The sequence below is a fragment of the Streptomyces yerevanensis genome (assembly GCF_000716805.1).
Lineage (GTDB): Bacteria > Actinomycetota > Actinomycetes > Streptomycetales > Streptomycetaceae > Streptomyces > Streptomyces flaveus.
In genome coordinates, this window is record NZ_JNWJ01000016.1 from 65,302 (window position 1) to 88,950 (window position 23,649).

The following is a 23,649-nucleotide window of genomic DNA, read 5'->3' on the forward strand; positions in this document are numbered from 1 at the left end:
GCGCGGGGACACACTGCTCGGCGTCCGATGCCACAACGTGACCGTACTCCGCGAGAAGGTGATCCTGAGCACCGCGCCAGTGGCGGGTACGCGGAAGCTCTAATCTCAATGTCACGGAACCCGCCACCCTTACGGGCACCGCCCCAGAACCGCCGCTACTTACCCAGGAGTCACCACCGTGACCGACGTAACCAACGGCGTCCTGCACACCCTGTTCCACTCGGATCAGGGGGGTCATGAGCAAGTCGTGCTCTGCCAGGACCGCGCCAGTGGCCTCAAGGCCGTCATCGCCATCCACTCGACCGCCCTGGGCCCCGCCCTCGGCGGCACGCGCTTCTACCCGTACGCGAGCGAGGAAGAGGCCGTCGCCGACGCGCTGAACCTGTCGCGCGGGATGTCGTACAAGAACGCCATGGCCGGGCTCGACCACGGCGGCGGCAAAGCCGTGATCATCGGGGACCCCGAGAAGATCAAGACCGAGGAGCTGCTGCTCGCGTACGGCCGGTTCGTGGCCTCGCTCGGCGGGCGGTACGTCACGGCGTGCGACGTCGGCACGTACGTGGCCGACATGGACGTCGTCGCCCGCGCCTGCCGCTGGACCACCGGCCGCTCGCCCGAGAAGGGCGGGGCCGGCGACTCCTCCGTGCTGACCGCGTACGGCGTCTACCAGGGCATGCGGGCCTCGGCCCAGCACCTGTGGGGCGATCCCTCGCTGCGGGCCCGCCGGATCGGCATCGCCGGCGTCGGCAAGGTCGGCCACCACCTGGTGGAGCACCTCGTGGCGGAGCGCGCCGAGGTCTTCGTCACGGACGTGCGCGAGGATGCCGTACGGCAGATCACCGAACGGCACCCGGACGTGGTGGCCGTCAAGGACACCGACGAACTGATCCGCGTCGACGGCCTCGACATCTACGCCCCCTGCGCGCTGGGCGGGGCGCTCGACGACGACTCCGTGCCGGTCCTCACCGCGAGGATCGTGTGCGGCGCCGCCAACAACCAGCTCGCGCACCCGGGCGTCGAGAAGGACCTCGCCGACCGCACGATCCTGTACGCGCCGGACTACGTCGTGAACGCCGGCGGTGTCATCCAGGTCGCCGACGAGCTCCACGGCTTCGACTTCGAGCGGTGCAAGGCGAAGGCCGCGAAGATCTACGACACCACGTTGGCGATCTTCGCACGTGCGAAGGAAGACGGGATTCCGCCGGCCGCGGCGGCGGACCGGATCGCCGAGCAGCGGATGGCGGAGGCGCGGCGCCGCTGAGGCGTGGGGTACCCGCCGACGGGGTGTTGGAGAGAACTCTCACTTTGTCGGCGGGTCGTGCGCCGATAAGAGGTTAAAATCGCGGTTGACCAGCGGGGACAGGGCTCCCCGAGGGTTCTGGGCGGCGCCACGTCCTGCGGGCGACGTACCGTATGGGCGTGGGCTCAGGTACCGTGGAAGCCCTACGGACCGGTCTCTCCACGGAGAGCCCGTTCCAGATCATGAACGCGTGTCAAGACTCTGGGGCCGTCGAGCCCCGTCACCGAGGGGGTCGAGCCATGGGGCGCGGCCGGGCCAAGGCCAAGCAGACGAAGGTCGCCCGCCAGCTGAAGTACAACAGCGGCGGGACTGATCTGTCGCGTCTGGCCAGCGAGCTGGGCGCTTCGACTTCGAGCCAACCGCCGAATGGCGAGCCGTTCGAAGATGACGAAGACGATGACCCGTACGCCCAGTACGCGGATCTCTACAACGACGATGAGGACGAGGACGATGAGTCCGGTCCGTCGTCGCAACAGCAGCGTCGCGGCGCTTGACTGTCTTAGCAGCGCTTCACCCGGTCCGGAGCGGTTAACGCACCGGACCGGGTTTTGTGCATGGCGCTCCGCTGGGTTCGGCGGTTTAAGCTGTGGGTTCGTCTTGGCCCGCGAGCCGACGTGACCTGCGGTCGTCGTGATCTGCGGGTCCGTCGTGGCTGGTCGCGCCCACGCGGCGGAGCCGCATATCGAAACAGCCCCGCGCCCCTTTAGGGGCGCGGTTACGCGGCGTAATCCCCCGTCAGCTCCGCGCCCGTCTCCTGGTCGCCACGGTCCGTGATCTCGCCTGCTACCCAGGCCTCCACGCCGCGGTCGGCCAGTGTGGCGAGGGCCACGTCCGTGGATTCCTCGGGGACGATCGCGATCATGCCCACGCCCATGTTCAGGGTCTTTTCCAGCTCCAGGCGGTCGACCTGACCGGTCGTGCCGACCAGGTCGAAGACCGGGGCCGGGGTCCAGGTGGTGCGGTCGACCCTCGCGTGCAGGGTGTCGGGGATCACTCGGGCCAGGTTGGCCGCGAGGCCGCCGCCGGTGACGTGCGAGAAAGCGTGCACCTCGGTCGTGCGGGTCAGGGCCAGGCAGTCCAGGGAGTAGATCTTGGTGGGCTCCAGGAGCTCCTCGCCGAGGGTGCGGCCGAAGTCCTCGATGTGCTGGTCGAGGCTGAGCCCGGCGCGGTCGAAGAGGACGTGGCGGACGAGTGAGTACCCGTTCGAGTGAAGGCCTGAGGACGCCATGGCGATGACCGCGTCCCCCTTACGGATGCGATCGGCGCCAAGGAGCTGGTCGGCTTCGACCACCCCGGTGCCGGCGCCCGCGACGTCGAAGTCGTCCGGGCCGAGGAGCCCGGGGTGCTCGGCCGTCTCGCCGCCGACCAGGGCGCAGCCCGCGAGGACGCAGCCCTCGGCGATGCCCTTCACGATGGCGGCGACGCGCTCGGGGTGGACCTTGCCGACGCAGATGTAGTCGGTCATGAAGAGCGGCTCGGCACCGCACACCACGATGTCGTCCATGACCATCGCGACCAGGTCGTGGCCGATGCTGTCGTACACGCCGAGCTGCCGGGCGAGGTCGACCTTCGTACCGACGCCGTCCGTGGCGGAGGCCAGCAGCGGGCGCTCGTAGCGCTTGAGGGCGGAGGCGTCGAAGAGACCGGCGAAGCCGCCGAGGCCGCCGAGGACCTCGGGGCGCTGCGTCTTCTTCACCCACTCCTTCATGAGCTCCACGGCGCGGTCGCCCGCTTCGATGTCGACGCCGGCGGCCGCGTAACTGGCACCTGAGGTCTCAGTAGTCATGACTTTGAGAGCTTTCGTGTCGTACCGCTGGGTGTGCTGCGGTGTCTTACGGGCGACGGATCGCGTCGGCCGCGGCCGTGGCCGCCGGGCCCGAGGCCAGCTCGGTCTCCAGGAGCTGCTTGCCGAGCAGTTCGGGGTCCGGGAGGTCCATCGGGTACTCGCCGTCGAAGCAGGCGCGGCAGAGGTTCGGCTTGGCGATGGTGGTCGCGTCGATCATGCCGTCGATGGAGATGTACGCCAGGGAGTCGGCGCCCAGGGACTTGCCGATCTCCTCGACCGTCATGCCGTTGGCAATCAGCTCGGCGCGCGTGGCGAAGTCGATGCCGAAGAAGCAGGGCCACTTCACCGGAGGTGACGAGATCCGGATGTGGACCTCGGCCGCGCCCGCCTCGCGCAGCATCCGCACGAGCGCGCGCTGGGTGTTGCCGCGCACGATCGAGTCGTCCACGACGATCAGGCGCTTGCCCTTGATGACTTCCTTGAGGGGATTCAGTTTCAGTCGGATGCCCAGCTGGCGGATGGTCTGTGAAGGCTGGATGAAGGTCCGGCCGACGTACGCGTTCTTCACCAGGCCGGCGCCGAACGGGATGCCGGAGGCTTCCGCGTAACCGATCGCGGCGGGCGTGCCGGACTCCGGGGTCGCTATGACGAGGTCGGCGTCGGCGGGGGCTTCCTTGGCGAGCCTGCGGCCCATCTCGACGCGCGAGAGGTACACGTTCCGGCCGGCTATGTCGGTGTCAGGGCGGGCCAGATACACGTACTCGAAGACACAGCCCTTGGGCTTCGCTTCCGCGAATCGCGACGACCGCAGACCGTTCTCGTCGATGGCGACGAACTCGCCCGGCTCGATCTCGCGTACGAAGCTGGCGCCGCAGATGTCCAGGGCGGCGGACTCGGAGGCGACCACCCAGCCACGCTCCAGGCGGCCCAGGACCAGCGGGCGGATGCCCTGCGGGTCACGCGCCGCGTACAGCGTGTGCTCGTCCATGAAGGTGAGGCTGAAGGCACCCTTGATCTGCGGGAGGACCTTGGCCGAGGCCTCCTCGATGGTCAGCGGCTTGCCGAATTCGTCGACCTGGGCGGCGAGGAGCGCCGTGAGCAGGTCGGTGTCGTTGGTGGCCGCGACGCGTGGCGTGCGGCCCTCCTGCTTGGGCAGGTCGGCGACCATCTCGGCGAGCTGGGCCGTGTTGACCAGGTTGCCGTTGTGGCCGAGCGCGATGGAACCGTGCGCCGTGGCACGGAAGGTGGGCTGGGCGTTCTCCCAGGTGGACGCACCGGTGGTCGAGTAGCGGGCGTGACCGACCGCGATATGACCGAGGAGCGAACCGAGGGAGGCCTCGTCGAAGACCTGGGAGACCAGGCCCATGTCCTTGAAGACGAGGATCTTGGAGCCGTTGCTGACCGCGATTCCCGCGGATTCCTGGCCCCGATGCTGGAGAGCGTAGAGCCCGAAGTAAGTGAGCTTGGCGACCTCTTCGCCGGGAGCCCAGACTCCGAAGACGCCGCAAGCGTCCTGGGGTCCTTTCTCGCCGGGGAGCAGATCATGACTGAGTCGACCGTCACCACGTGGCACGCCACCGAGTGTAGGCGAGGTCGGCCGCTGGTCCGAATGGAGGATTCGGGCTCGTTGTGGATCACTTGGCAGCGACGGCTTCGAAGCCGCTGCCGTTTTCGCTGGTCAGGGTGAGGGTGCGGTGCTTGAGCTCGTACGTGGCCTTGCCGTTGAAGAGCTTCAGCAGGGCTTTTTCGGTGTCCATGAGTGAGGGGGAGCACATCATGCGGGTGGTGGACGGGGATCCCAGGGTGATCTGTCCGTCACCGACCGTCGCCTTCGCCGACACCTTGTTGCAGCCGAGCTGACCGTGGACGGTGCCCTTGCCGTCGAAGGTGAGGTGGACCTTGCCCTCGGCCTCGGAGGCCAGCGAGGTGACCGTGCCGCCCTTGTTGGTGCTGCCGGTGACGTTCCACTTCGTGCCCTGGAGCTTGGCCGGCTTCTGGGCCGTGAGCTTCACCGTGTTCCCGTCCTGGGTGGTGAGCGTCAGCTTGTCGCCGTCGACCTTGGTCGTGATCGTGCTCTCGGAGAGCGTCTCGGCCATCTTGGACTCGAACTCCATCGGCTTCTCACCGCAGGCCATCTTGGTCTGCAGGGTGTCGGAGCCGACCTTCATCGTGTCGCCCTGCATCTCGGCGGTGGCCCCGAAGTGGTTGCAGCCGTAGTTGCCGCCCACCTTGCCGTCCTCGCCGAACTCGATGTGGGCGTCGGCCGGGGCCTCGTACGTCGTGCCACCGACGTTCATGCTGTCCACTTGCCAGTGCTTGCCGGTGATCTTCGTCTGCTGCCCGGCGCCGACGGACGCGGATCCGTCGTCACCCTTCTCCGTGCCGCAGGCCGCTGTGGCGAGCAGGCCGGTGACCGCCAGGACGCTGAGAGTAAGCCGTTGCGTTCGCATGTCGCTGTGACGGGACGGGTGGGGTGGTTGGTTCCCTTCCAGTTTCGCTCAACTTCTCGTCCCTCCCCGGCGACTCAGCCCATCAGGGGAAGCAGCCCGCCCAGGTCGGCCCGCTCACCGCTCGCGCTGACCTTGGCATCGGCGAGGGCCGTACGCCATTCCGTACGCCCGGTCGCGAGCCGGATCCAGGTCAGCGGGTCGGTCTCCACTACGTTCGGCGGGGTTCCGCGGGTGTGCCGCGGCCCCTCGACGCACTGCACGACCGCGAACGGCGGAACGCGGATCTCCGTGGAGGCACCGGGCGCCTTCACGGCGAGCGCGTCGGCGAGCAGGCGGGTGCAGGCGGCGAGGGCCTGACGGTCGTACGGGATGTCGAGGCCGGGCACGGCGGCGTTCAGGTCGTCGGTGTGGACGACGAGTTCGATGGTGCGGGTGACCAGGTAGTCGGCGAGGGTCATGAAGCCGGGACGGGTGGCGAGCAGCCGCTCGCCCGGGGTGGCGGCCAGCCGCTCGGACAGCCGCTGCTCGGTGCGGGCGTACAGCGCGTCGAGGTCCGGGTGCTCGCGGGCGAAGTCGCGGGTGCGGTCGGCGTTGGCGGCGGCGAGCGCGGGGGCGATGGTCGCGGACGGCCAGTCCACCAGGGCGAGTTCGGGCTTCGCCGGTGGTTCCAGGTCGATGGTTCGGCTGACGCTCTCGATCGCCGCGGCGATATGTGCGGCCAGTTCTCGTGCGGTCCAGTCGCCGAGGCGGGTGGGCTGCGTGAGCTGCTCGGAGGTGAGGGTGCGGACGGCTGCCCGTACGTTCCCGAGCTGGGCCAGTACGGCGGCTCGGATCTTGGCCGGGTCGTATGTACGAGTGCGCTTCTTGGCCGGTGGCATGGAGATCAGCCTAGGCGTGGGCGTCCGCAGCGGACGGTGCCTCGAAGACCTCCCGGTTGCGGGGCACGCCGATGCCGTGCCAGCGGAAGGGGAGCCCTCGGGCGGTGTCCGGGTCGGGGCCGTCCATCAGCTGGAAGTGGAGGTGCGGCTCGCTGGAGTTGCCGGAGTTGCCGCAGCGGGCGATCAGTTGTCCGGCACGCACCCGGTCGCCCTCGCGGACGGTGAGGGAGCCGCGCCGCAGGTGGGCGTACGCGGCGTACGTGCCGTTGCCGAGGTCCAGGACGACGTGGTTGCCGAAGATGCGGTGGACCCCGAACAGCTCGCGCACCGAGCCTTCGACGAGCATCAGGTACAGCAGTGCCGGCCACGACGTACGGCTCAGGTGGTCGCGCTGCCCGTCCGTGGCCCGTACGACTGTGGCGTCGGCGACCGCCAGGCTCGGGGCGCCGAAGGCCGGGAAGTCCGTGGCGCGGCGGGCGAGCGGCCACAGGGCGGAAACCGGGGCGGGCGCCCGACTCGGGCTCGGCGACTATGCCGATGGCGAACGTCTGGCCGTAGGCGTGGGTGCCATGGCTCGGCGTGCGGTCGGCCGGGCTGTTCAGCGCGGACCAGCGGCCGGTGACGGGTGGAGCGACCTCTACAGCCTCCCGGATCACGCGCTTGTCGTCCGGGGCGCCGCCGCCCGACCGGTTCACCACGGTGACGAGAACGTACGCCAGGACCAGCACCAGTAGGTTCCACAAGATCGGGTATCCGAAGTCGAACCAGATGTGGGCGATCACCAGGCCGAAGAAGAGGAGGCGGTCACCCGTGAGTGTGATCGGCTGCGAAAGCCAGGCCGCACCGCCCGGCCTGGACAACACTGGCCTTCGCCTGGAAGGGGGTGCAACATGACGGTTATGGCCGAGCGCACGTCTCAGATGTCGGTGAAGGAGTTCGAAACGATCGCCTCCGCCGCTCCCGAGACCGTCACGTTGGAGTTCATCAACGGACGGATCGGGGTCAAGAGGGTGACGGACGGGGACCACAGCACCATCGTGTCCTGGCTGGCCCGGCGATGTATGCAGACCAGGCCCGATCTGGACCTGTATCAGGGCCAAGGGCTCCGGGTCGATGCGTATCGGGAGGGCAGGGCGAAACCGGATGCGGTGCTCGCACCGGAGGCCCACTTCGCGGGGCACGGCGAGTGGGCCGACCCGGAGGGGACACTCATGGTCGTCGAGGTCACCTCGTACGACTCGGACACCGACCGACGGGACCGGCACGAGAAACCGGCCGCATACGGCCAGTCCGGGATCCCCTTGTACCTCCTGATCGACCGGGACTCCTGCACCGTCACGGTGCACAGCACCCCGGACCGGAAGGTCGGTGGTTACCGGGACATCCACACCGCCAAGTTCGGTGAGAAGGTGTTCGTCCCCGGTCCGATTGGCATCGAGCTCGACACGGAGATCCTCAAGAACTACGTCCGATGAGCCGAAGAGGCCCCACCCGGAGTCCGGGCGGGGCCTTCAGGGGCGTACGGGATATCAGGCCAGAATCGCCGGGATCGTGCCCTCGTGCGCCTCGCGCAGCTCGGCCAGCGTGAGCGTGAACTCGCCCTGGACCTCGACCACGTCACCGTCCACGACGCCGATGCGAGTGACCGGCAGCCCACGCGCGCCGCACATGTCGTTGAAGCGGAGCTCCTCCGAGCGCGGTACGGCGACGACCGCACGCCCCGCCGACTCCGAGAGGAGGAAGGTGAACGCGTCCAGCCCGTCCGGGACGATCAGGCGCGCGCCGAGACCGCCGAGCAGCGCCGACTCGACGACCGCCTGGATCAGACCGCCGTCGGACAGGTCATGCGCGGAGTCGATCATTCCGTCGCGGGAGGCGGAGATCAGGATCTCGGCCAGCAGCCGCTCGCGCTCCAGGTCCACCTGGGGCGGAAGGCCGCCGAGGTGATCGTGTACCACCTGTGACCAGGCCGAACCGCCGAACTCCTCACGCGTGTCGCCGAGGAGGTACAGCAGCTGACCCTCCTCCTGGAAGGCGACCGGCGTACGGCGGGCGACATCGTCGATCACACCGAGCACGGCCACGACCGGCGTCGGATGGATGGCCGCCTCGCCCGTCTGGTTGTAGAGCGAGACGTTGCCGCCCGTCACCGGAGTGCCCAACTGCTGGCAGGCGTCGGCCAGTCCGCGGATGGCCTCCGCGAACTGCCACATCACCGCCGGGTCTTCGGGCGAGCCGAAGTTCAGGCAGTCGGAGACGGCGAGCGGCTTGGCGCCGGTGGTGGCGACATTGCGGTACGCCTCCGAGAGCGCCAACTGCGCACCCGCGTACGGGTCGAGCTTCGCGTACCGCCCGTTGCCGTCCGTGGCGATCGCGACGCCGAGACCCGACGCCTCGTCGATACGGATCATGCCCGAGTCCTCGGGCTGCGCCAGCACCGTGTTGCCCTGCACGAAGTGGTCGTACTGGGAGGTGATCCAGGACTTGGAGGCCTGGTTGGGAGAGGCCACCAGCTTCAGGACCTGGTCCTTCAGCTCCTCCGAAGTGGCCGGTCGCGCAAGCTTGTTGGCGTCGTCCGCCTGGAGGGCGTCCTGCCAGGAAGGACGGGCGTACGGGCGCTCGTAGACCGGGCCCTCATGCGCGACCGTGCGCGGGTCGACGTCGACGATCTTGCCGCCGTGCCAGTAGATCTCGAGCCGGTCGCCGTCCGTCACCTCACCGATGACGGTCGCGATGACGTCCCACTTGTCGCAGATCTCCAGGAACCGGTCGACCTTCTCCGGCTCGACGACCGCGCACATGCGTTCCTGCGACTCGCTCATGAGGATTTCCTCGGGCGAGAGGGTCGAGTCACGCAGCGGTACGTCATCCAGGGTCACGCGCATGCCGCCGGAACCGTTGGACGCCAGCTCGGACGTCGCGCAGGACAGGCCCGCCGCCCCCAGGTCCTGGATGCCGACGACCAGCTTCTCGGCGAAGGCTTCCAAGGTGCACTCGATGAGGAGCTTCTCCTGGAAGGGGTCACCGACCTGGACGGCGGGACGCTTCGAGGGCTTGGCGTCGTCGAAGGTCTCGGAGGCGAGGATGGATGCGCCGCCGATGCCGTCGCCGCCCGTACGGGCCCCGTACAGGATGACCTTGTTGCCCGGGCCGGACGCCTTCGCAAGGTGGATGTCCTCGTGCCGCATGACGCCGATGGCACCGGCGTTGACCAGCGGGTTGCCCTGGTAACAGGCGTCGAAGACGACCTCGCCGCCGATGTTCGGCAGGCCCAGGCAGTTGCCGTAACCGCCGATGCCGGCGACGACACCGGGGAGTACGCGCTTGGTGTCGGGGTGATCGGCCGCACCGAAGCGGAGGGGGTCGACCACGGCGACCGGCCGCGCACCCATCGCGATGATGTCGCGCACGATGCCGCCGATGCCCGTGGCCGCACCCTGGTAGGGCTCGACGTACGAGGGGTGGTTGTGCGACTCGACCTTGAAGGTGACCGCGTAACCCTGACCGACGTCGACGACGCCGGCGTTCTCGCCGATGCCGACGAGAAGAGCGTCCGACTGGGGCGCCTTCTCGCCGAACTGGCGCAGGTGCACCTTCGACGACTTGTACGAGCAGTGCTCGGACCACATGACCGAGTACATGGCGAGCTCGGCACCGGTGGGCCGGCGGCCGAGGATCTCCACGACGCGCTCGTACTCATCCTTCTTCAGGCCCAGTTCGGCCCAGGGCAGCTCGACGTCCGGGGTCGCGGCCGCGTGCTCGACCGTGTCCAGAGGAGTGCGGCTCATACGTTGACCAGCTTCTTGAGGATCGAGGTGAAGAAGGGGAGGCCGTCGGTGCGGCCGGTCCCGATGAGGGGCTCCACGGCGTGCTCCGGGTGCGGCATCAGGCCTACGACGTTGCCCGCCTCGTTGGTGATGCCGGCGATGTCGCGCAGCGAGCCGTTGGGGTTGAAGTCGAGGTAGCGGAACGCGACCCGGCCCTCCGCCTCCAGCATGTCGAGGGTGCGCTCGTCGGCGACGTACCGCCCGTCCATGTTCTTCAGCGGGATGTTGATCTCCTGGCCCGCGTCGTAGTCGACGGTCCAGGCCGTGTTCGCGTTTTCCACCCGCAGCTTCTGGTCACGGCAGATGAAGTGCAGGTGATCGTTTCCAAGCATCCCGCCTGGGAGGAGATGGGCCTCGGTGAGGATCTGGAAACCGTTGCAGATGCCCAGTACCGGCATTCCCGATTTCGCCTGCTCAATGATCGTCTCCATCACCGGCGAGAAGCGCGCGATGGCACCGGCGCGCAGATAGTCGCCGTAGGAGAAACCACCGCACAACACCACGGCGTCGACCTGCTTGAGGTCCTTGTCCTTGTGCCACAGCGCCACGGGCTCGGCACCCGCGAGCCGGATCGCACGCTGTGTGTCCCGGTCGTCGAGGCTGCCAGGAAAGGTGACGACGCCAATACGAGCGGTCACTTTCCCGCCTCCGCCTTCACTTCCTCCACCTTGACGGTGAAGTCCTCGATCACGGTGTTGGCGAGGAAGGATTCGGCGAGTTCATGGATGCGGGCCAGCGCGGTGTCGTCGACCGGCCCGTCCACCTCGAGCTCGAAGCGCTTTCCCTGACGTACGTCGGAGATGCCCTGGAAACCGAGGCGCGGCAGTGCACGCTGCACCGCCTGGCCCTGGGGGTCGAGGATCTCCGGCTTGAGCATGACGTCGACTACGACGCGTGCCACTGGCACTCCCGGTGTGTGGTGCTGAGCAGGTTCCTTCAGACTACCCGGCTCAGATTTCTACGCGAGTAGATTGGTAGGAATCTACGTGACGGCCATCACGATTCCGCATCGACAGGCCTCCTTCACGGAAAATCCAGGGAAAGATCCGGATCAACATCCGGAACCCTATTGCGGTGGGACACGCGGACCGATTAAGTCGAGCTTCACATTGCAATGCCAAGCACTGTACAAATGAATTGGCAATAGCCGATACTTTGCCCAGTCGCCCCAATCTCTCTATAAATCAGCCGACCAGTCGGCATCTCCCCACGTCATCGCACGTCGCCGTGGAGGTGCCGCATGAAGGGACCGATATTCGTGGCGCAGCGTGTCGTAGTCACTCTCTTCGACGACATCGACGGCTCGGAAGCGGCGGAAACGATCGCCTTCGGTCTGGACGGCAAGTCGTACGAGATCGACCTCAATCAAGCCAACGCCAAGCAACTGCGCAAGGCGCTCGAGCCGTTCGTGGAGGCCGGCCGCAAGCGGTCGCGCTCCGGCAAGGCCTACACACAGACGGCGGTGGCCCCGGCCCCGGCGGCCGTCCGCGCCTGGGCTCAGTCCAACAAGATGGACGTGCCTGCGCGGGGGCGGATCCCGAAGAAGGTGTACGAGGCGTTCACGGCGGCTCAATGAGGGTCCGGCCTCCGGCCGGGGAGCTCGGTTCGGTTCGTTGTCCAGGGTCCGCCGGCGGACTCTGGAGGCAACCGACTTGCGCAGCACCCCCGCTGGTCAGTTAGAGTCTGGAGCACGCCGAGGGGCAAGGCCGAAAGGTCCCAGCTCCCGGAGTTACGCGGGTGTAGTTCAGTAGCAGAACATCCCCCTTCCAGGGGGAAGGCGCAGTGTGCAATTCCTGTCACCCGCTCTGCATCCCTTGCCGGGCATCCTTTTGGATCAGGTAAGGTGGTGTTCGCGCCGATCGGTGAGAGCCGATCGGAGGCAATGCGGACGTAGCTCAGTTGGTAGAGCGCAACCTTGCCAAGGTTGAGGTCGCCAGTTCGAACCTGGTCGTCCGCTCCAGAAGAAAGGCCCTGGTCCTCGTGACCGGGGTCTTTTTCGTGCGCCTATCTGTTGCTCTCGTCTCCTGTGGGCTCGTCTCGGGGCTTCTGACATTTGTCATGTGCAGCGATGACAGGGTGCACTGCCGCGGTCGGCCGACGGCAGGGAGGCTGGTCTCATGAAGACGAACGAGCGCGTGATTGAGGTCACTGATCTGCGACGCGTGTACGGGGGAGAGTTCGAGGCGGTCCGGGGGGTGACCTTCGACGTCGGCCGCGGGGAGCTGTTCGCGCTGCTCGGTACCAACGGTGCGGGCAAGACCTCCACCGTCGAGCTGCTCGAGGGACTCGCGCCGCCGGCCGGTGGACAGGTGCGGGTTCTCGGCCACGACCCGTACACGGAGCGCGCCGCGGTACGCCCGCGTATCGGCGTCATGCTCCAGGAGGGCGGCTTTCCGTCCGAGCTGACCGTCGCGGAGACCGTACGGATGTGGGCGGGCTGTACGAGCGGGGCGCGGCCGGAGGGGGAGGCGCTGGCGCTGGTCGGTCTTGCGCGGCGGGCCGGTGTACGGGTGAAGCAGTTGTCCGGGGGTGAGAAGCGGCGCCTGGACCTGGCGCTCGCGCTGCTGGGCCGGCCCGAGGTTCTGTTCCTGGACGAGCCGACGACCGGGCTCGATGCCGAGGGGCGCCAGGAGACCTGGGAGTTGGTGCGCGAGTTGCGCGCGGCGGGTACGACGGTGCTGCTGACCACGCACTATCTGGAGGAGGCGGAGGGGCTCGCCGACCGGCTCGCGATTCTGCATGCCGGGCGGATCGCGGTCTCGGGGACTCCGGCCGAGGTGACCGCCTCCCAGCCGTCCCGGATCTCCTTCGAGCTGCCCGAGGGCTTCTTCCCCGGTGATCTGCCGCCGCTTCCCGAACTTGGCGTCACCGGGCACGAGATCGAGGGGCGGATGATCCGGCTGCGTACGAACGAGCTGCAACGCGCCACCACCGGGCTCCTGGTGTGGGCCGAGCGGACCGGTGTCGAGCTGCGACGGCTCGACGTGCGGTCGGGGTCGCTGGAGGAGGCGTTTCTGCGGATCGCTCGTGAGGTGTCGGCGACGGATTCGGGGACCGCTGCGGAGAACTCGGAGAAGGAGAGCGTGGCATGAGTACGGGGACTGTGGCGGAGACGTCGACGGCGGGGCGTACGACCGTGACCAGGGCGGGGCGGATGGCCTCGCTCGCGCGGGCCGAGATGACGTTGCTCGGGCGGAGCAAGGGCACGCTGTTCACGGCCGCGTTCATACCGTTGGTGCTGCCGGTCAGCGTGCGCTCGGCCTTCGACGAGGCGGAACTGAAGGAGGTGGGGCTCACGGTGGGCGAGGTGATGCTGCCCGCCGCCTTCGGTTTCTCGCTGCTCTTCGCCGTGTACACGGCCCTGACCGCGACCTATGTGGCCCGTCGTGAGGAACTCGTCCTGAAGCGGCTGCGTACCGGCGAGCTGCGGGACGAGGAGATTCTCGTCGGGGCGGCGATGCCGGCCGTGTTCCTCGGGCTCGCGCAGTGCGTGCTGCTGGCGATCGGCTGCACCGTACTCCTCGATGTCGGGATGCCCGAAGCGCCTCATCTCGCCGTGGTGGGGCTGCTGTTGGGGATCGTGTTGTGCGCCGCGGCGGGTGCGGTCACCGCGAGCTTCAGCAGAACCACCGAGAGCGCCCAGGTGACGAGCCTGCCGTTCCTGTTCCTGTCGCTGCTGGGCTCGGGCGTCTCCGTCCCGCTGGAACTCATGCCCGACCGCCTCGCCTCCATCTGCGAACTGCTGCCGCTGTCACCGGCGATCACACTGTTGCGGGGCGGCTGGAGCGGGAACCTCTCCGCGTACGACGCCCTGGGCACCGTCGCGACGGCGGTGGCCTGGACCGTGCTCGCGGTGTTTGCTGTACGGCGGTGGTTCCGCTGGGAGCCGCGACGCTGAGCGACGGGGACGGCAGAGAGATGGGGGCGGGTATGCGCGGGCCGAAGGCTTGGTGGCACGGGAAGAGCACGCCGGCGAAGGTCGAGACGTACACCCGCTGGTCCTTCCACTTCTTCGCGCTGATTCAGGTGACCGCGGTCGGGCTGCCGGCCTTCGGGCAGGTGGGGGTGCCGCTCGCTCTCTTGGTGGTCCTGCCGCTGCTGTGCGGGCACGCCCTGCTGAGCGCGGTGACCGCGTCCCGGGCGCTCGACTGGACGCGGGGCCGTCGTGAGCAGCCCGTACGTCTGCTCTGGGCGCTCGGTGCCGTCAGCGCGCTGCTCGGGACCGGCGCCCTCCTCGTCTCCAGGCACGGGCCGCGTGGCGAGGACATCGACACCTTGGCGGGCACGTTCACCGTGGTGGTGCTGGCCTTCGGGGTCGGCACTATGACGCTCGGGGTGCGCAACTGGCGGCGCGTGGCGGCGCTCGTGGGCGGCTTCGCCGCGGGTACCGGGGTCGTGGCGTTCGCGATCGGGGCTCCCGGAGCCACCGCGCTGGCGACGACTGTCGCGGTACTGGTCACCGGTATGTTTTTCGCCTTCACCGCGGTCTTCTCGGTGTGGCTGCTCAACGCCGTGTACGAGCTCGACGCGGCCCGCGAGACCCGCACCCGCCTCGCCGTCGCCGAGGAACGGCTGCGTTTCGGGCGCGACCTGCACGACGTGATGGGCCGCAACCTCGCGGTGATCGCCCTGAAGAGCGAGCTCGCCGTGCAGCTGGCGCGGCGTGAGCGGCCCGAAGCCGTGGAGCAGATGATCGAGGTGCAGCGGATAGCGCGGGAGTCGCAGAGGGAGGTGCGGGAAGTCGTGCGCGGGTATCGCGAGGCCGAGCTCGGCACCGAACTCGTCGGCGCGCAGGGCGTGTTGACCGCGGCCGGGGTCGAGTGCACGGTGACCGGTTCCGCGGCGGGGCTGCCCGCGGCGGTGCAGTCGGCGCTGGGGTGGGTGGTACGGGAGGCGACCACGAACGTGCTGCGGCACGGGGACGCGAGGCGGTGTTCTGTGTCGCTGGACGTGGTGGGGGCTCGCGTTGTCCTGACCGTGGAGAACGACGGGGTGGAGTCGGGCGGGGTGCCGGGTCCGCGCAAGGACGGCGGATCCGGTCTCGCCGGGCTGCGGGAGCGGCTGACGGCAGTGGGCGGGACGCTGGAGGCGGGGCCGGTCGACGGTGATCTCTTCCGGCTCGTGGCCGAGATTCCGCTGTCTTCGTCACCTTCCTCGGCTTCGTCACCTTCCTCGGCTTCCTCGCCGTCGTCCGTTCCACGTCCCTTGAGCGAAGAGGTCACCTCATGACGTCCGTACGCCCCATCCGGCTGCTGCTCGCCGATGACGAGCACCTCATCCGTGGGGCGCTGGCCGCGCTGCTCGCGCTGGAGGACGATCTGCTCGTGGTGGCGGAGGCGGCGACCGGTCCGGAGGCCCTGGCGATGGCTCAGGCTCACGCGCCCGACGTGGCCGTACTGGATCTTCAGATGCCCGGCGCGGACGGTGTGAAGGTGGCCACATCGTTGCGGGCCGAGCTGCCCGCGTGCCGGGTGCTGATCGTGACGAGTCACGGGCGGCCGGGGCACTTGAAGCGGGCGCTTGGGGCGGGCGCGCGCGGGTTCGTCCCGAAGACGGTCAGCGCGCAGCGGCTCGCGGAGATCATCCGTACGGTGCATGCCGGGAACCGTTATGTCGATCCGGAGTTGGCTGCCGACGCGATCGCCGCCGGGGATTCGCCGTTGACCGAGCGTGAGGCCGAGGTGCTGGAGTACGCGGCCGACGGGGCGCCCGTCGCGGAGATCGCGGAGCGGGCCGCGCTGTCGCAGGGGACGGTGCGGAACTATCTGTCGTCGGCCGCCTCGAAGCTCGGAGCCGAAAACCGGCACACGGCGGTACGGCTCGCACGTGAGCGAGGTTGGGTATAGTGGCTGTCGCGCCACGGCGCAGTGCGGACGTAGCTCAGTTGGTAGAGCGCAACCTTGCCAAGGTTGAGGTCGCCAGTTCGAACCTGGTCGTCCGCTCAGAGGAAGAGGGAAGCCCCCGGTCATCGTGACCGGGGGCTTTCTCGTTCTTACGACCAGTTACGACCAGCTCGTGCCGGTCAGGTGCTCGTACGCTTCCACGTACTTGGCGCGGGTCGCATCCACAACCTGCTCGGGCAGGGGCGGCGGGGGCTGCTCGCTCTTGCGGTCCCAGCCGGACTCGGCGGAGGTCAGCCAGTCGCGCACGAACTGCTTGTCGTACGAGGGCTGCGGGCGCCCCGGCTGCCACTGGTCGGCGGGCCAGAAGCGGGAGGAGTCCGGGGTCAGCACCTCGTCGGCGATGACGAGGCTCTCGCCGTCGAAGCCGAACTCGAACTTCGTGTCCGCGAGGATGATCCCGCGGTCGCGCGCGATGTCGCGGCCTCGGCTGTAGACGGCGAGGGTCGCCTGGCGCAGTTGCGCGGCGGTCTCGGCTCCGACCTGCCGGGCCACTTCTTCGTACGAGACGTTCTCGTCGTGCTCGCCGACCTCCGCCTTCGTCGCGGGTGTGAAGATCGGCGCGGGCAGTTCCGAGCCGTCGGTCAGGCCCTCGGGGAGGGCGAGGCCGCAGACAGTGCGGGTCTCGTTGTACTCGGCGAGGCCGGAGCCGGTGAGATAGCCGCGGGCGACGCACTCGACGGGGATCATCCGCAGGGACTTGCAGACGACGGTGCGACCCTGCCAGTCGGCGGGGGCGCCGGACGGAAGGTCGGTGCTCAGGATGTGGTGGGGGACCAGGTCGGCGATCTGGTCGAACCACCACAGGGAGAGCTGGGTGAGGATGCGGCCCTTGTCGGGGATCTCGGTGGGGAGCACCCAGTCGTAGGCGGAGATGCGGTCGCTGGCGACCATCACGAGGTCGCCGGCCTCGTTCTGGTACAGCTCGCGCACCTTGCCGGTGTGCAGATGCACCAGGCCCGGGACCTCGATCGGCTCGGGCTTTTCGACGAATCCGGACACGGTTCCTCCCCGCGGTGACGTGCAAGTGGGTCGATTCTCCCGTATGCGGGGGACCTTTTTCGCGTCGGGGCTCGTCAGGAGGGGGCTCCGGGGCTCGTCAGGAGGGTCGCCTGGGCTCGTCAGGAGGCGGTCAGTCGCGTTTGCAGATGCGGTCCAGGAGGTTGGCCGTGGCTCGCTGGATGCGCTCGTCGACGTGGCCGGGGCGGTCCAGGGCCGGGGACCAGGCGAAGGTGCCGGAGGCGAAGACGAGGGCGCCGGAGGGGGCGCGGTACAGGGACGTCTCCTGGTGGCGGAGGGCGCCCTCGGCGTCGCGGTACGGGGAGTGGGACAGGAGGATACGGCGCTGGTGTTCGGGGAGCGGGGTGCGCGGGAAGTAGCGGTCGGCCTCGCCTGCGACCAGGCCCTTCAGTTCGTCGCCCTCGTGTGCGCCGGTGGCCTCCCACAGCCAGTGGTCGGCGTTGCGGACGACCATGGGGTGTGGTTCGGGGACCCGGCCCGCGTACTGAATGCCCAGGAGCTCCTGCTCCGGGCGGTCGACGTCGCGCCAGAGGACCGGTTTTCCGGGGCCACGGCGTTTTCGGCAGGTGAGGAGGCGGTCGGGGACACCGGACGGGGAGGGGCTCAGCTCCGCCTGCCAGTACATGGTGTTGGCGGAGAGGAAGACGAGCGAGGTGCCGTGTTCGCGGGCGAGTTCGGTGGTGCGGCGCATCGGCACCGACCAGTACTCGTCGTGGCCGGGGAAGACGAGGCCGCGGTAGCGGGTGGGGTCGACGCGGCCTGCGTGCAGGTCGCGGGCGTCGGCGTAGGCGAGGTCGTAGCCGTAGCGCTCCGCCCAGCGGATGAAGTCATACGCGTGGCCGACGTGCAGCGGCAGGCCCGCGCCCGCGTACGGGCGGTCGAACGAGACCGTCGTCGCGGCGTCCGCCTCGCCGAGCAACCGGCCGTTCTCGTCCCAGGCGTGGTAGAGACTCGCGCCGGTGCGGCCGTCCTCCGGGTACAGGTTGTACGCCTGCCAGGTGACGTCCGGGAGCAGAAGCAGCAGGTCGGCGGGGTGGGTGTCGCGGACCGTGAAGGGGACGTGGGAGCGGTAGCCGTCGACGGTGGTGAGGACGGCGACGTATGCGCCGATGCTCCAGTAGCTCGGGATCTGGAGGCGCCAGGAGAGCCACCAGTGGTGGCAGGAGACCGTGCGGTCGGCGGTGAGCGGGGGTGGTTGCACGATGCCGGGGAGGCGGGGGCTGGTGGCGATCTTGCTGGCGCCTACACCCGCGTAGTGGCCGATGCGGTAGATGTCCACGCTGAACTGCTGGGGCGGGTCGACGGTGATGTGGAAGTCGATGGCCTCGCCCGGCGCTGCCGCACCGGTGGAGGTGAAGCCCTTGATCTGGCGGTGGACGTCGTCTGCCGAGCGGGGGCCTCCGGCGGTTCGGGGGGTGGGGATCCGGGGCGTACGAGTCGCTGTCCGGGTTGTGGCGTGGGGGGCGGCGGGCGGGGCGGGGTCCACGTCCACGTCCACGTACCAGGGGACTACCTGGCCGGTGTCGTCGAAGTAGTGCTCGCTGCCGCGCAGCCAGGGGACGGGGCCCTGTCCGAAGGGGTCCGTCACGGCGTGCGCCAGCGCGCCCGACTCCCAGCGACGGATGTGCTCCGAGCCCATGCGTTGTCCCCTCCCTCGTGCCCCCGTAAGCCCTTGCTATGCGAATGACGCGGTATCAGCACATCACATTACGGAGCCGGAGGGTTACGTTTCGTTGTTATCGTTTGTCTCCAGGGCTGTGCCCCGGACCCCCACGAGGGGGTGGGGGTGCCTCCGGCGGTTGGGCGGGGCGCCTACGGGGGTGGTGGGTTAGGTGCGTTTGGCGGGTGCGGGTTGGTGGGTGGCTGGTCGCGCCGTTCCCCGCGCCCCTTAGGTGGGTGGGGGGTGCGGGGCCGTGGGCCGGTGCGTCAGCCCGTCGCAGGCCGGGCATACGACCCTGGCCTGGTACACGGCCCTGGTCCTCCGAGACCGGACCTAAGCGACGGGCATACGACGCACCGGCCCACGACCCCTCCCGCCGGCGGGCAAGTGACGGGCAGTCGGGGGTGCGGGCTTTCCCGGGGCCCGGGCTTGTTCGGGGCCCCGGCTCCTCGCGGCGAGGAAGGCGCGGGCTTTGGCTTTTTGGGGCTCGGGCAGTCGCAGGCTTTTCAGGGGCGCGGGGAACTGCGCGACCAGCCACGATGGACCCGCAGTCGCCCATGAACCGAACCCACCCTCCCGGTAGGCGCCCCTGCCCAACCGCCGGAGGCAACCCGTAGGCGACAACGAACTCAGACCAGTCGAACCGGCTTCTCCGCGCGGATGCCGACGTGGAGGAGCCAGTTCCGGAGGGGTGTGGGGTCGCCCTCCTCTATGAGGGTGAGGACTCGGGGGGTGAGGTCGGCGGAGCGTTCGCCGTTGATGAGGAGGGAGGGGCCGTCCAGCCAGTCGAGGCCGGGAGTCGCGCCGGCCGTGTCCATCGCGGCGCAGCAGACCATCGCCGTGACGTGGTCGGTGAGGAGTTCGCGCGCGGTCGGCGGCTGTTGGAGGGGGAAGAGCGGCAGCGTTCCGTCGTCCCAGAGGGCGGCGTCCGGGCCGCCCTGGCCGGCGGCGGGGCCGCCGGTCGGCGGTGGCGCGGTACTTATCGCCGACGCTGCTGTCTCCTCGCGGGCGAGCTCCGCGCTGAGGCCTGCTGCCAGCGCGGCGGTCCGCGCGTTGGCGACGTCGCCTCCGTCGTCGTCCTCGTACGCATGCGCCGCATGGGACTCGTCAGGGGACTTGGGGGGCGTATGCGGCGAGGGGGCGGCTCGGGCTGCGTTGGAATCGGGGGCGTCGCGCGGAGCGCCCGGCGGGGCGGCCGGGGCCGTCTCCTGGGGGGCCCGTGCCGTATCACCGCCCCCGTCGTCCCGTTCCCCGCCTCCCGAACCGCCGGAGGCCCTCGCTCCCGTGAGGTGGTCCATCACCCGTGCCAGTGTCGGTCCGCCGGGGGCCAAGGCCGTCGGATCGGAGGAGTGGCTGACGCCCTGCGCGTCCAGTACGCGGTGGAGCCGCGCCGCGTCCGTGCGCCATTTGCGGTCGACGACCTCGTCGGGGTACTCGGCCCAGTCCACCGGTGCCCAGTCGGGGCCGGGTTCGGCGGGGCCGCCGTGGAAGAGGCGGGCGGCGAGGAGGGAGGCGGCCTCGTCGATCACGCCGGGCTCTTCGAGGAGGTCGCAGGCCGGGCGCTCGCCCAGGCGGGAGGCGAAACCCTCGGCGAGGCGGTCGCGGCGGGACAGCTCGGTGAGGGCCGCGACGACACCCGCGTCCAGACGGGACGGCCAGCGGCCCATGCGCCAGGCAGGCAGCGCGACGCGGGTCAGCAGCCGGTCCCAGCCCGCATACGCGAGCCCCACCTGCTCCTGCGCGACGATCCGCAGACCGTAGTCCACAGCCTGTGCACGGTCGGCTGCCGCCGCCGCCACGCCCCGCTCCATCTCCGCCGCATGGCCGCGGCAGCTGCGCAGGAGCAGACGCGCGACCCAGCCGACGCCGGCGAGGGCCACATGGGCGACGGGTCCACGCGTGCGGACGGACGTCACCGCCACCGCCGCGTCCAGGCCCCGTACGAAACGGCGGGCCGCGGCTATGTCGGGATGCGCCGACGGTCCCGTACCCGCGACGACCGGTGCGAGGACCGCGCGCAGCTCAGCGACGCGCATCCACCACAGGAAGGGCGAGCCGATGACGAGGACGGGCGAGGCGGGCGTACGGGGCTGGAGGCCGCGTACGTCTGCTATCTCGTCCCGGGGCTCCGGCCGGGGTGGGCCGTGGGCCGGGTGGGTGCGGTCCTCCAGCCAGCTGTCGCAGTCCGGTGTGAGTGCTATCGCGGAGGGCGGGGGCACCTCCAGACGCTCGGCCAGATCCCGCACCATGCGGTACAGATCGGGCGCGGACTCCTCCGGGATCGGGACCGTGGGGCTCACGGCGGGCCGGGAGCGGGCGACGACCAGGGCGATACCCGCGGCGGCGAGGAGGGCCAGGAGCGCGACGGCGGCCAGGATCCAGCTCGCGAGCCGCCAGCCCGCGCCGTCGACATGGTCCATGGCACCGGCGACGAGCAGGACGACGGCGACGGCCGCAGGCAGCAGGGCGACGGCCAGCGCCCTGCTGCGGATACGCAGCACGGCGAGAGCCCGGGAGCGCGCGCTCTGCGCGCCACCCTCCACACCCATACCGGACACGACCGGTGTCACCCCCTACTGCCCGCCCGGCACGTGCATACCCAGCCACTGCCGGCGGACGTCCATGGCGTTGCTCACTCCCCCACTGTGGCACCCGGGACTGACATCGCAATGCCGGTGGGCCAAGTGCCGGAACGCTTGCGCCGCACCCTAGTTGGGGCTCCGGCCCACGTCAGCCGGATAGAGGATCGGTCACTCGATGGAATGGCTTTGGGGAGAGGTGGCTGACAGGAGGGGTGAGAAAGACCTGATGGGAAGGGTGAGAAGGAGGGTTACGACCCGGCCGCCGCCTTGGCCGCGATGTCCGTGCGGTGATGCGAGCCGTCGAGGCGGATGCGGTCGACGGCCGCGTATGCGCGTTCGCGGGCCCTGGCCAGGTCCGTACCGCTCGCCGTGACGGAGAGCACGCGGCCCCCCGCGCTGACGATCGCGTCGCCTTCGCGCCTGGTGCCGGCATGCAGGACGTACGCATACGGGGCGTCCTGTGCGGCCACCTCGTCGAGGCCCTCGATGGGGTCGCCGGTGCGCGGGGTGGCGGGGTAGTTGTGCGAGGCGATGACGACGGTGACGGCCGCGTCCTCGCTCCAGCGCAGATCCGGGAAGTCGGCGAGGGTGCCCTGCGCGGCGGCCATGAGTACACCCGCGAGCGGGGTCTTCAGGCGGGCCAGGACGACCTGGGTCTCGGGGTCGCCGAAACGGGCGTTGAACTCGATGACCCGTACGCCCCTGCTGGTGATCGCCAGGCCCGCATAGAGGAGGCCGGAGAACGGGGTGCCGCGGCGGCGCAGCTCGTCGACGGTCGGCTGGAGGACGGTGTTCATGACCTCCTCGACCAGGTCGGCTTCCGCCCACGGGAGGGGGGAGTACGCGCCCATGCCGCCGGTGTTGGGACCCTCGTCGCCGTCCAGGGCCCGCTTGAAGTCCTGGGCGGGCTGCAACGGGACGACGGTGGTGCCGTCCGTGATCGCGAAGAGGGAGACCTCGGGGCCGTCGAGGAACTCCTCGATGACCACGCGGTCGCAGGCGTTGGCGTGTGCCGTCGCCTTCTCCAGGTCGCCGGTCACGACGACGCCCTTGCCGGCCGCGAGGCCATCGTCCTTCACGACGTACGGGGCGCCGAAGGCGTCGAGCGCCTCGTCGACCTCCTCGGGAGTCGTACAGACGTAGGAGCGGGCGGTCGGGACGCCCGCGGCCGCCATCACCTCCTTGGCGAAGGCCTTGGAGCCCTCGAGCTGAGCGGCCTCCTTGGAGGGGCCGAACGCCGGGATGCCCGCCTCACGCACGGCGTCGGCGACCCCCGCGACGAGCGGCGCCTCCGGGCCTACGACGACCAGATCGGCGTCGAGCTCCGTGGCCAGCGCGGCCACGGCCTTGCCGTCGAGGGCGTCGACCTGGTGCAGCTCGGCCACCTCGGCGATGCCCGCATTGCCAGGGGCGCAATGCAGGGCGGTGACGTCGGGGTCGAGGGAGAGGGAGCGGCACAGGGCATGTTCGCGGGCACCGCTGCCGATGACGAGGAGCTTCACGGGGTCAGCCTAACGGGCTGCCTGCGGCGGGTGGGCAGGAGCCGATGCAGGGGTTCGGATACGGGGTTCAGTGGTGGGCATGTACGACGGCGTGGCCCTTGCCGCGGCCGATCATCCACTTGTTGATCGGGGTGGTGACCAGGAACGCGACTCCGAACCCGCCCAGCAGTGCCGACCAGAACAGCCCGTCGGACAGGTGGGCGTCCATCGCGCCCGGGGTGAGGGCGATGATGGCGTTGTCGACGAACTCCATCACAGCGATGGAGACGGTGTCGGCGGCCAGCGCGACCTTGATCGCGGACTTGAGGTCCAGGCCGGCCCGGAGAACCGCGAACAGCGTGAACGAGTAGCCGAAGAGGAACGCCAGCGCGATCGCCAGGATCATGGTGGGAACGTTGCCCCACAGCAGCGCGGTGCCGATGACCATGCCGAGGATCTCGCCGATGGCGCATCCGGTCAGGCAGTGCAGCGTGGCCTTCACCGCCATGGACCAGGAGGCCCCTGGGTGAGTGCCGGGGTGCGTCGCCGTGTGGTCGTGTGTGGTGTCGGTGTGATGAGTGCTGTGGTCCATGACCTTCATCCCCATTCCCGATTTCCGTCCGGTGCGGCCCGTACCAAGGCCGTCTTCACAGTCACTAAGTTATACCCCGGTGGGGTATGCGGTCCAGGCGTTGAACCGGGCGTTGAACCGGGCGTTGAACCGGGCGTCGAGCCAGAGCGGGCACCCCCGCACCATGGAGTCAA

The 23,649-nt window shown here is 69.5% G+C and carries 20 protein-coding genes, 3 tRNA genes and 1 pseudogene; 11 read left to right on the forward strand and 13 right to left on the reverse strand.

Going from position 1 to position 23,649, the window contains the following annotated elements:
* The first annotated feature begins 178 nt into the window (after positions 1-178).
* Both OP79_RS18825 and OP79_RS18830 read left to right on the forward strand, forming a co-directional pair.
* The gene (locus OP79_RS18825; protein ID WP_033321414.1) at positions 179-1,261 is read left to right on the forward strand and encodes a Leu/Phe/Val dehydrogenase; all 1,083 of its coding nucleotides are present in this window, start codon (positions 179-181) and stop codon (positions 1,259-1,261) included.
* 278 nt (positions 1,262-1,539) lie between these two features.
* Positions 1,540-1,794: a DUF3073 domain-containing protein gene (locus tag OP79_RS18830; RefSeq protein ID WP_033321415.1), complete on the forward strand. Its 255-nt coding sequence runs from the start codon at positions 1,540-1,542 to the stop codon at positions 1,792-1,794.
* 221 nt (positions 1,795-2,015) lie between these two features.
* On the opposite strand, the gene purM is transcribed toward OP79_RS18830, so the two are convergent.
* From purM to OP79_RS49765, 5 genes and pseudogenes are all read right to left on the reverse strand, one after another.
* On the reverse strand, positions 2,016-3,086 hold the full coding sequence (purM, locus tag OP79_RS18835) for a phosphoribosylformylglycinamidine cyclo-ligase (protein WP_033321416.1): 1,071 nt from the start codon (positions 3,084-3,086) through the stop codon (positions 2,016-2,018).
* Between the two features lie 46 nt (positions 3,087-3,132).
* Complete coding sequence (purF, locus tag OP79_RS18840) at positions 3,133-4,659, reverse strand: amidophosphoribosyltransferase (protein WP_033321417.1); 1,527 nt, start codon at positions 4,657-4,659, stop codon at positions 3,133-3,135.
* A 61-nt stretch (positions 4,660-4,720) separates the two neighbouring features.
* On the reverse strand, positions 4,721-5,536 hold the full coding sequence (locus OP79_RS18845) for an META domain-containing protein (RefSeq protein WP_033321418.1): 816 nt from the start codon (positions 5,534-5,536) through the stop codon (positions 4,721-4,723).
* 74 nt (positions 5,537-5,610) lie between these two features.
* The gene (locus tag OP79_RS18850) at positions 5,611-6,414 is read right to left on the reverse strand and encodes a maleylpyruvate isomerase family mycothiol-dependent enzyme (RefSeq protein ID WP_033321419.1); all 804 of its coding nucleotides are present in this window, start codon (positions 6,412-6,414) and stop codon (positions 5,611-5,613) included.
* 10 nt (positions 6,415-6,424) lie between these two features.
* Positions 6,425-7,235, reverse strand: a pseudogene (locus OP79_RS49765) (M23 family metallopeptidase).
* Positions 7,236-7,304: 69 nt separating this feature from the next.
* Between OP79_RS49765 and OP79_RS18860 the strand changes: the two are divergent.
* Positions 7,305-7,889 carry a Uma2 family endonuclease gene (locus OP79_RS18860; RefSeq protein ID WP_033321420.1) on the forward strand — a complete coding sequence of 195 codons (585 nt, stop codon included), beginning with the start codon at positions 7,305-7,307 and terminating at the stop codon, positions 7,887-7,889.
* A 54-nt stretch (positions 7,890-7,943) separates the two neighbouring features.
* Here the strand turns inward: OP79_RS18860 and purL are convergent, their stop codons facing one another.
* Genes purL through purS form a run of 3 tightly spaced genes read right to left on the reverse strand, consistent with a single transcriptional unit; the run spans position 7,944 to position 11,142 of the window.
* Positions 7,944-10,202 carry a phosphoribosylformylglycinamidine synthase subunit PurL gene (gene purL / locus OP79_RS18865; RefSeq protein WP_033321421.1) on the reverse strand — a complete coding sequence of 753 codons (2,259 nt, stop codon included), beginning with the start codon at positions 10,200-10,202 and terminating at the stop codon, positions 7,944-7,946.
* On the reverse strand, positions 10,199-10,879 hold the full coding sequence (purQ, locus tag OP79_RS18870; RefSeq protein WP_033321422.1) for a phosphoribosylformylglycinamidine synthase subunit PurQ: 681 nt from the start codon (positions 10,877-10,879) through the stop codon (positions 10,199-10,201). The genes purL and purQ overlap by 4 nt, the downstream gene beginning before the upstream one ends.
* Positions 10,876-11,142, reverse strand: a complete 267-nt coding sequence (gene purS / locus OP79_RS18875) for a phosphoribosylformylglycinamidine synthase subunit PurS (protein ID WP_033321423.1) — start codon at positions 11,140-11,142, stop codon at positions 10,876-10,878. The genes purQ and purS overlap by 4 nt, the downstream gene beginning before the upstream one ends.
* A gap of 357 nt (positions 11,143-11,499) precedes the next feature.
* Between purS and OP79_RS18880 the strand changes: the two genes are divergently transcribed.
* The 8 genes from OP79_RS18880 (at position 11,500) to OP79_RS18915 (ending at position 16,183) form a co-directional block, all read left to right on the forward strand.
* Complete coding sequence (locus OP79_RS18880) at positions 11,500-11,817, forward strand: histone-like nucleoid-structuring protein Lsr2 (RefSeq protein ID WP_033321492.1); 318 nt, start codon at positions 11,500-11,502, stop codon at positions 11,815-11,817.
* A 157-nt stretch (positions 11,818-11,974) separates the two neighbouring features.
* Positions 11,975-12,046, forward strand: a tRNA-Gly gene (locus tag OP79_RS18885).
* Positions 12,047-12,125: 79 nt separating this feature from the next.
* Positions 12,126-12,201: transfer RNA gene (locus tag OP79_RS18890), tRNA-Gly, on the forward strand.
* 157 nt (positions 12,202-12,358) lie between these two features.
* A complete protein-coding gene (locus OP79_RS18895; RefSeq protein WP_033321424.1) occupies positions 12,359-13,333 on the forward strand; it encodes an ABC transporter ATP-binding protein in 975 nt (324 codons plus the stop codon).
* On the forward strand, positions 13,330-14,139 hold the full coding sequence (locus OP79_RS18900; RefSeq protein ID WP_051744734.1) for an ABC transporter permease: 810 nt from the start codon (positions 13,330-13,332) through the stop codon (positions 14,137-14,139). Before OP79_RS18895 ends, OP79_RS18900 begins: the two co-directional genes overlap by 4 nt.
* A gap of 32 nt (positions 14,140-14,171) precedes the next feature.
* Positions 14,172-15,470: a sensor histidine kinase gene (locus OP79_RS18905; protein ID WP_033321494.1), complete on the forward strand. Its 1,299-nt coding sequence runs from the start codon at positions 14,172-14,174 to the stop codon at positions 15,468-15,470.
* On the forward strand, positions 15,467-16,087 hold the full coding sequence (locus tag OP79_RS18910) for a response regulator transcription factor (protein WP_033321425.1): 621 nt from the start codon (positions 15,467-15,469) through the stop codon (positions 16,085-16,087). The genes OP79_RS18905 and OP79_RS18910 overlap by 4 nt, the downstream gene beginning before the upstream one ends.
* Before the next feature lie 23 nt (positions 16,088-16,110).
* Positions 16,111-16,183, forward strand: a tRNA-Gly gene (locus OP79_RS18915).
* A 60-nt stretch (positions 16,184-16,243) separates the two neighbouring features.
* Here OP79_RS18915 and OP79_RS18920 read toward each other — a convergent pair.
* The 5 genes from OP79_RS18920 to OP79_RS18940 form a co-directional block, all read right to left on the reverse strand.
* Complete coding sequence (locus OP79_RS18920) at positions 16,244-17,143, reverse strand: phosphoribosylaminoimidazolesuccinocarboxamide synthase (RefSeq protein ID WP_033321426.1); 900 nt, start codon at positions 17,141-17,143, stop codon at positions 16,244-16,246.
* A 130-nt stretch (positions 17,144-17,273) separates the two neighbouring features.
* The gene (locus OP79_RS18925) at positions 17,274-18,800 is read right to left on the reverse strand and encodes a N,N-dimethylformamidase beta subunit family domain-containing protein (protein WP_033321427.1); all 1,527 of its coding nucleotides are present in this window, start codon (positions 18,798-18,800) and stop codon (positions 17,274-17,276) included.
* Positions 18,801-19,450: 650 nt separating this feature from the next.
* Entirely contained in the window at positions 19,451-21,370 is a 1,920-nt protein-coding gene (locus tag OP79_RS18930; protein ID WP_033321428.1) for a M48 family metalloprotease, read from the reverse strand.
* Between the two features lie 281 nt (positions 21,371-21,651).
* Positions 21,652-22,905: a phosphoribosylamine--glycine ligase gene (gene purD, locus OP79_RS18935; protein ID WP_033321429.1), complete on the reverse strand. Its 1,254-nt coding sequence runs from the start codon at positions 22,903-22,905 to the stop codon at positions 21,652-21,654.
* 67 nt (positions 22,906-22,972) lie between these two features.
* Positions 22,973-23,476 carry a DUF4396 domain-containing protein gene (locus OP79_RS18940; RefSeq protein WP_033321495.1) on the reverse strand — a complete coding sequence of 168 codons (504 nt, stop codon included), beginning with the start codon at positions 23,474-23,476 and terminating at the stop codon, positions 22,973-22,975.
* Positions 23,477-23,649: the final 173 nt, after the last annotated feature.

What these genes read in the sequence shown, in the direction of transcription:
- OP79_RS18895 (WP_033321424.1), top strand. Translation starts at nt 12,359, where the DNA reads ATGAAGACGAACGAGCGCGTGATTGAGGTCACTGATCTGCGACGCGTG.
- OP79_RS18830 (WP_033321415.1), top strand. Translation starts at nt 1,540, where the DNA reads ATGGGGCGCGGCCGGGCCAAGGCCAAGCAGACGAAGGTCGCCCGCCAG.
- OP79_RS18930 (WP_033321428.1), bottom strand. Translation starts at nt 21,370, where the DNA reads ATGGGTGTGGAGGGTGGCGCGCAGAGCGCGCGCTCCCGGGCTCTCGCC.
- OP79_RS18925 (WP_033321427.1), bottom strand. Translation starts at nt 18,800, where the DNA reads ATGGGCTCGGAGCACATCCGTCGCTGGGAGTCGGGCGCGCTGGCGCAC.
- OP79_RS18845 (WP_033321418.1), bottom strand. Translation starts at nt 5,536, where the DNA reads ATGCGAACGCAACGGCTTACTCTCAGCGTCCTGGCGGTCACCGGCCTG.
- OP79_RS18900 (WP_051744734.1), top strand. Translation starts at nt 13,330, where the DNA reads ATGAGTACGGGGACTGTGGCGGAGACGTCGACGGCGGGGCGTACGACC.
- purL (WP_033321421.1), bottom strand. Translation starts at nt 10,202, where the DNA reads ATGAGCCGCACTCCTCTGGACACGGTCGAGCACGCGGCCGCGACCCCG.
- OP79_RS18850 (WP_033321419.1), bottom strand. Translation starts at nt 6,414, where the DNA reads ATGCCACCGGCCAAGAAGCGCACTCGTACATACGACCCGGCCAAGATC.
- OP79_RS18940 (WP_033321495.1), bottom strand. Translation starts at nt 23,476, where the DNA reads ATGGACCACAGCACTCATCACACCGACACCACACACGACCACACGGCG.
- OP79_RS18860 (WP_033321420.1), top strand. Translation starts at nt 7,305, where the DNA reads ATGACGGTTATGGCCGAGCGCACGTCTCAGATGTCGGTGAAGGAGTTC.
- OP79_RS18905 (WP_033321494.1), top strand. Translation starts at nt 14,172, where the DNA reads ATGCGCGGGCCGAAGGCTTGGTGGCACGGGAAGAGCACGCCGGCGAAG.
- purM (WP_033321416.1), bottom strand. Translation starts at nt 3,086, where the DNA reads ATGACTACTGAGACCTCAGGTGCCAGTTACGCGGCCGCCGGCGTCGAC.
- OP79_RS18910 (WP_033321425.1), top strand. Translation starts at nt 15,467, where the DNA reads ATGACGTCCGTACGCCCCATCCGGCTGCTGCTCGCCGATGACGAGCAC.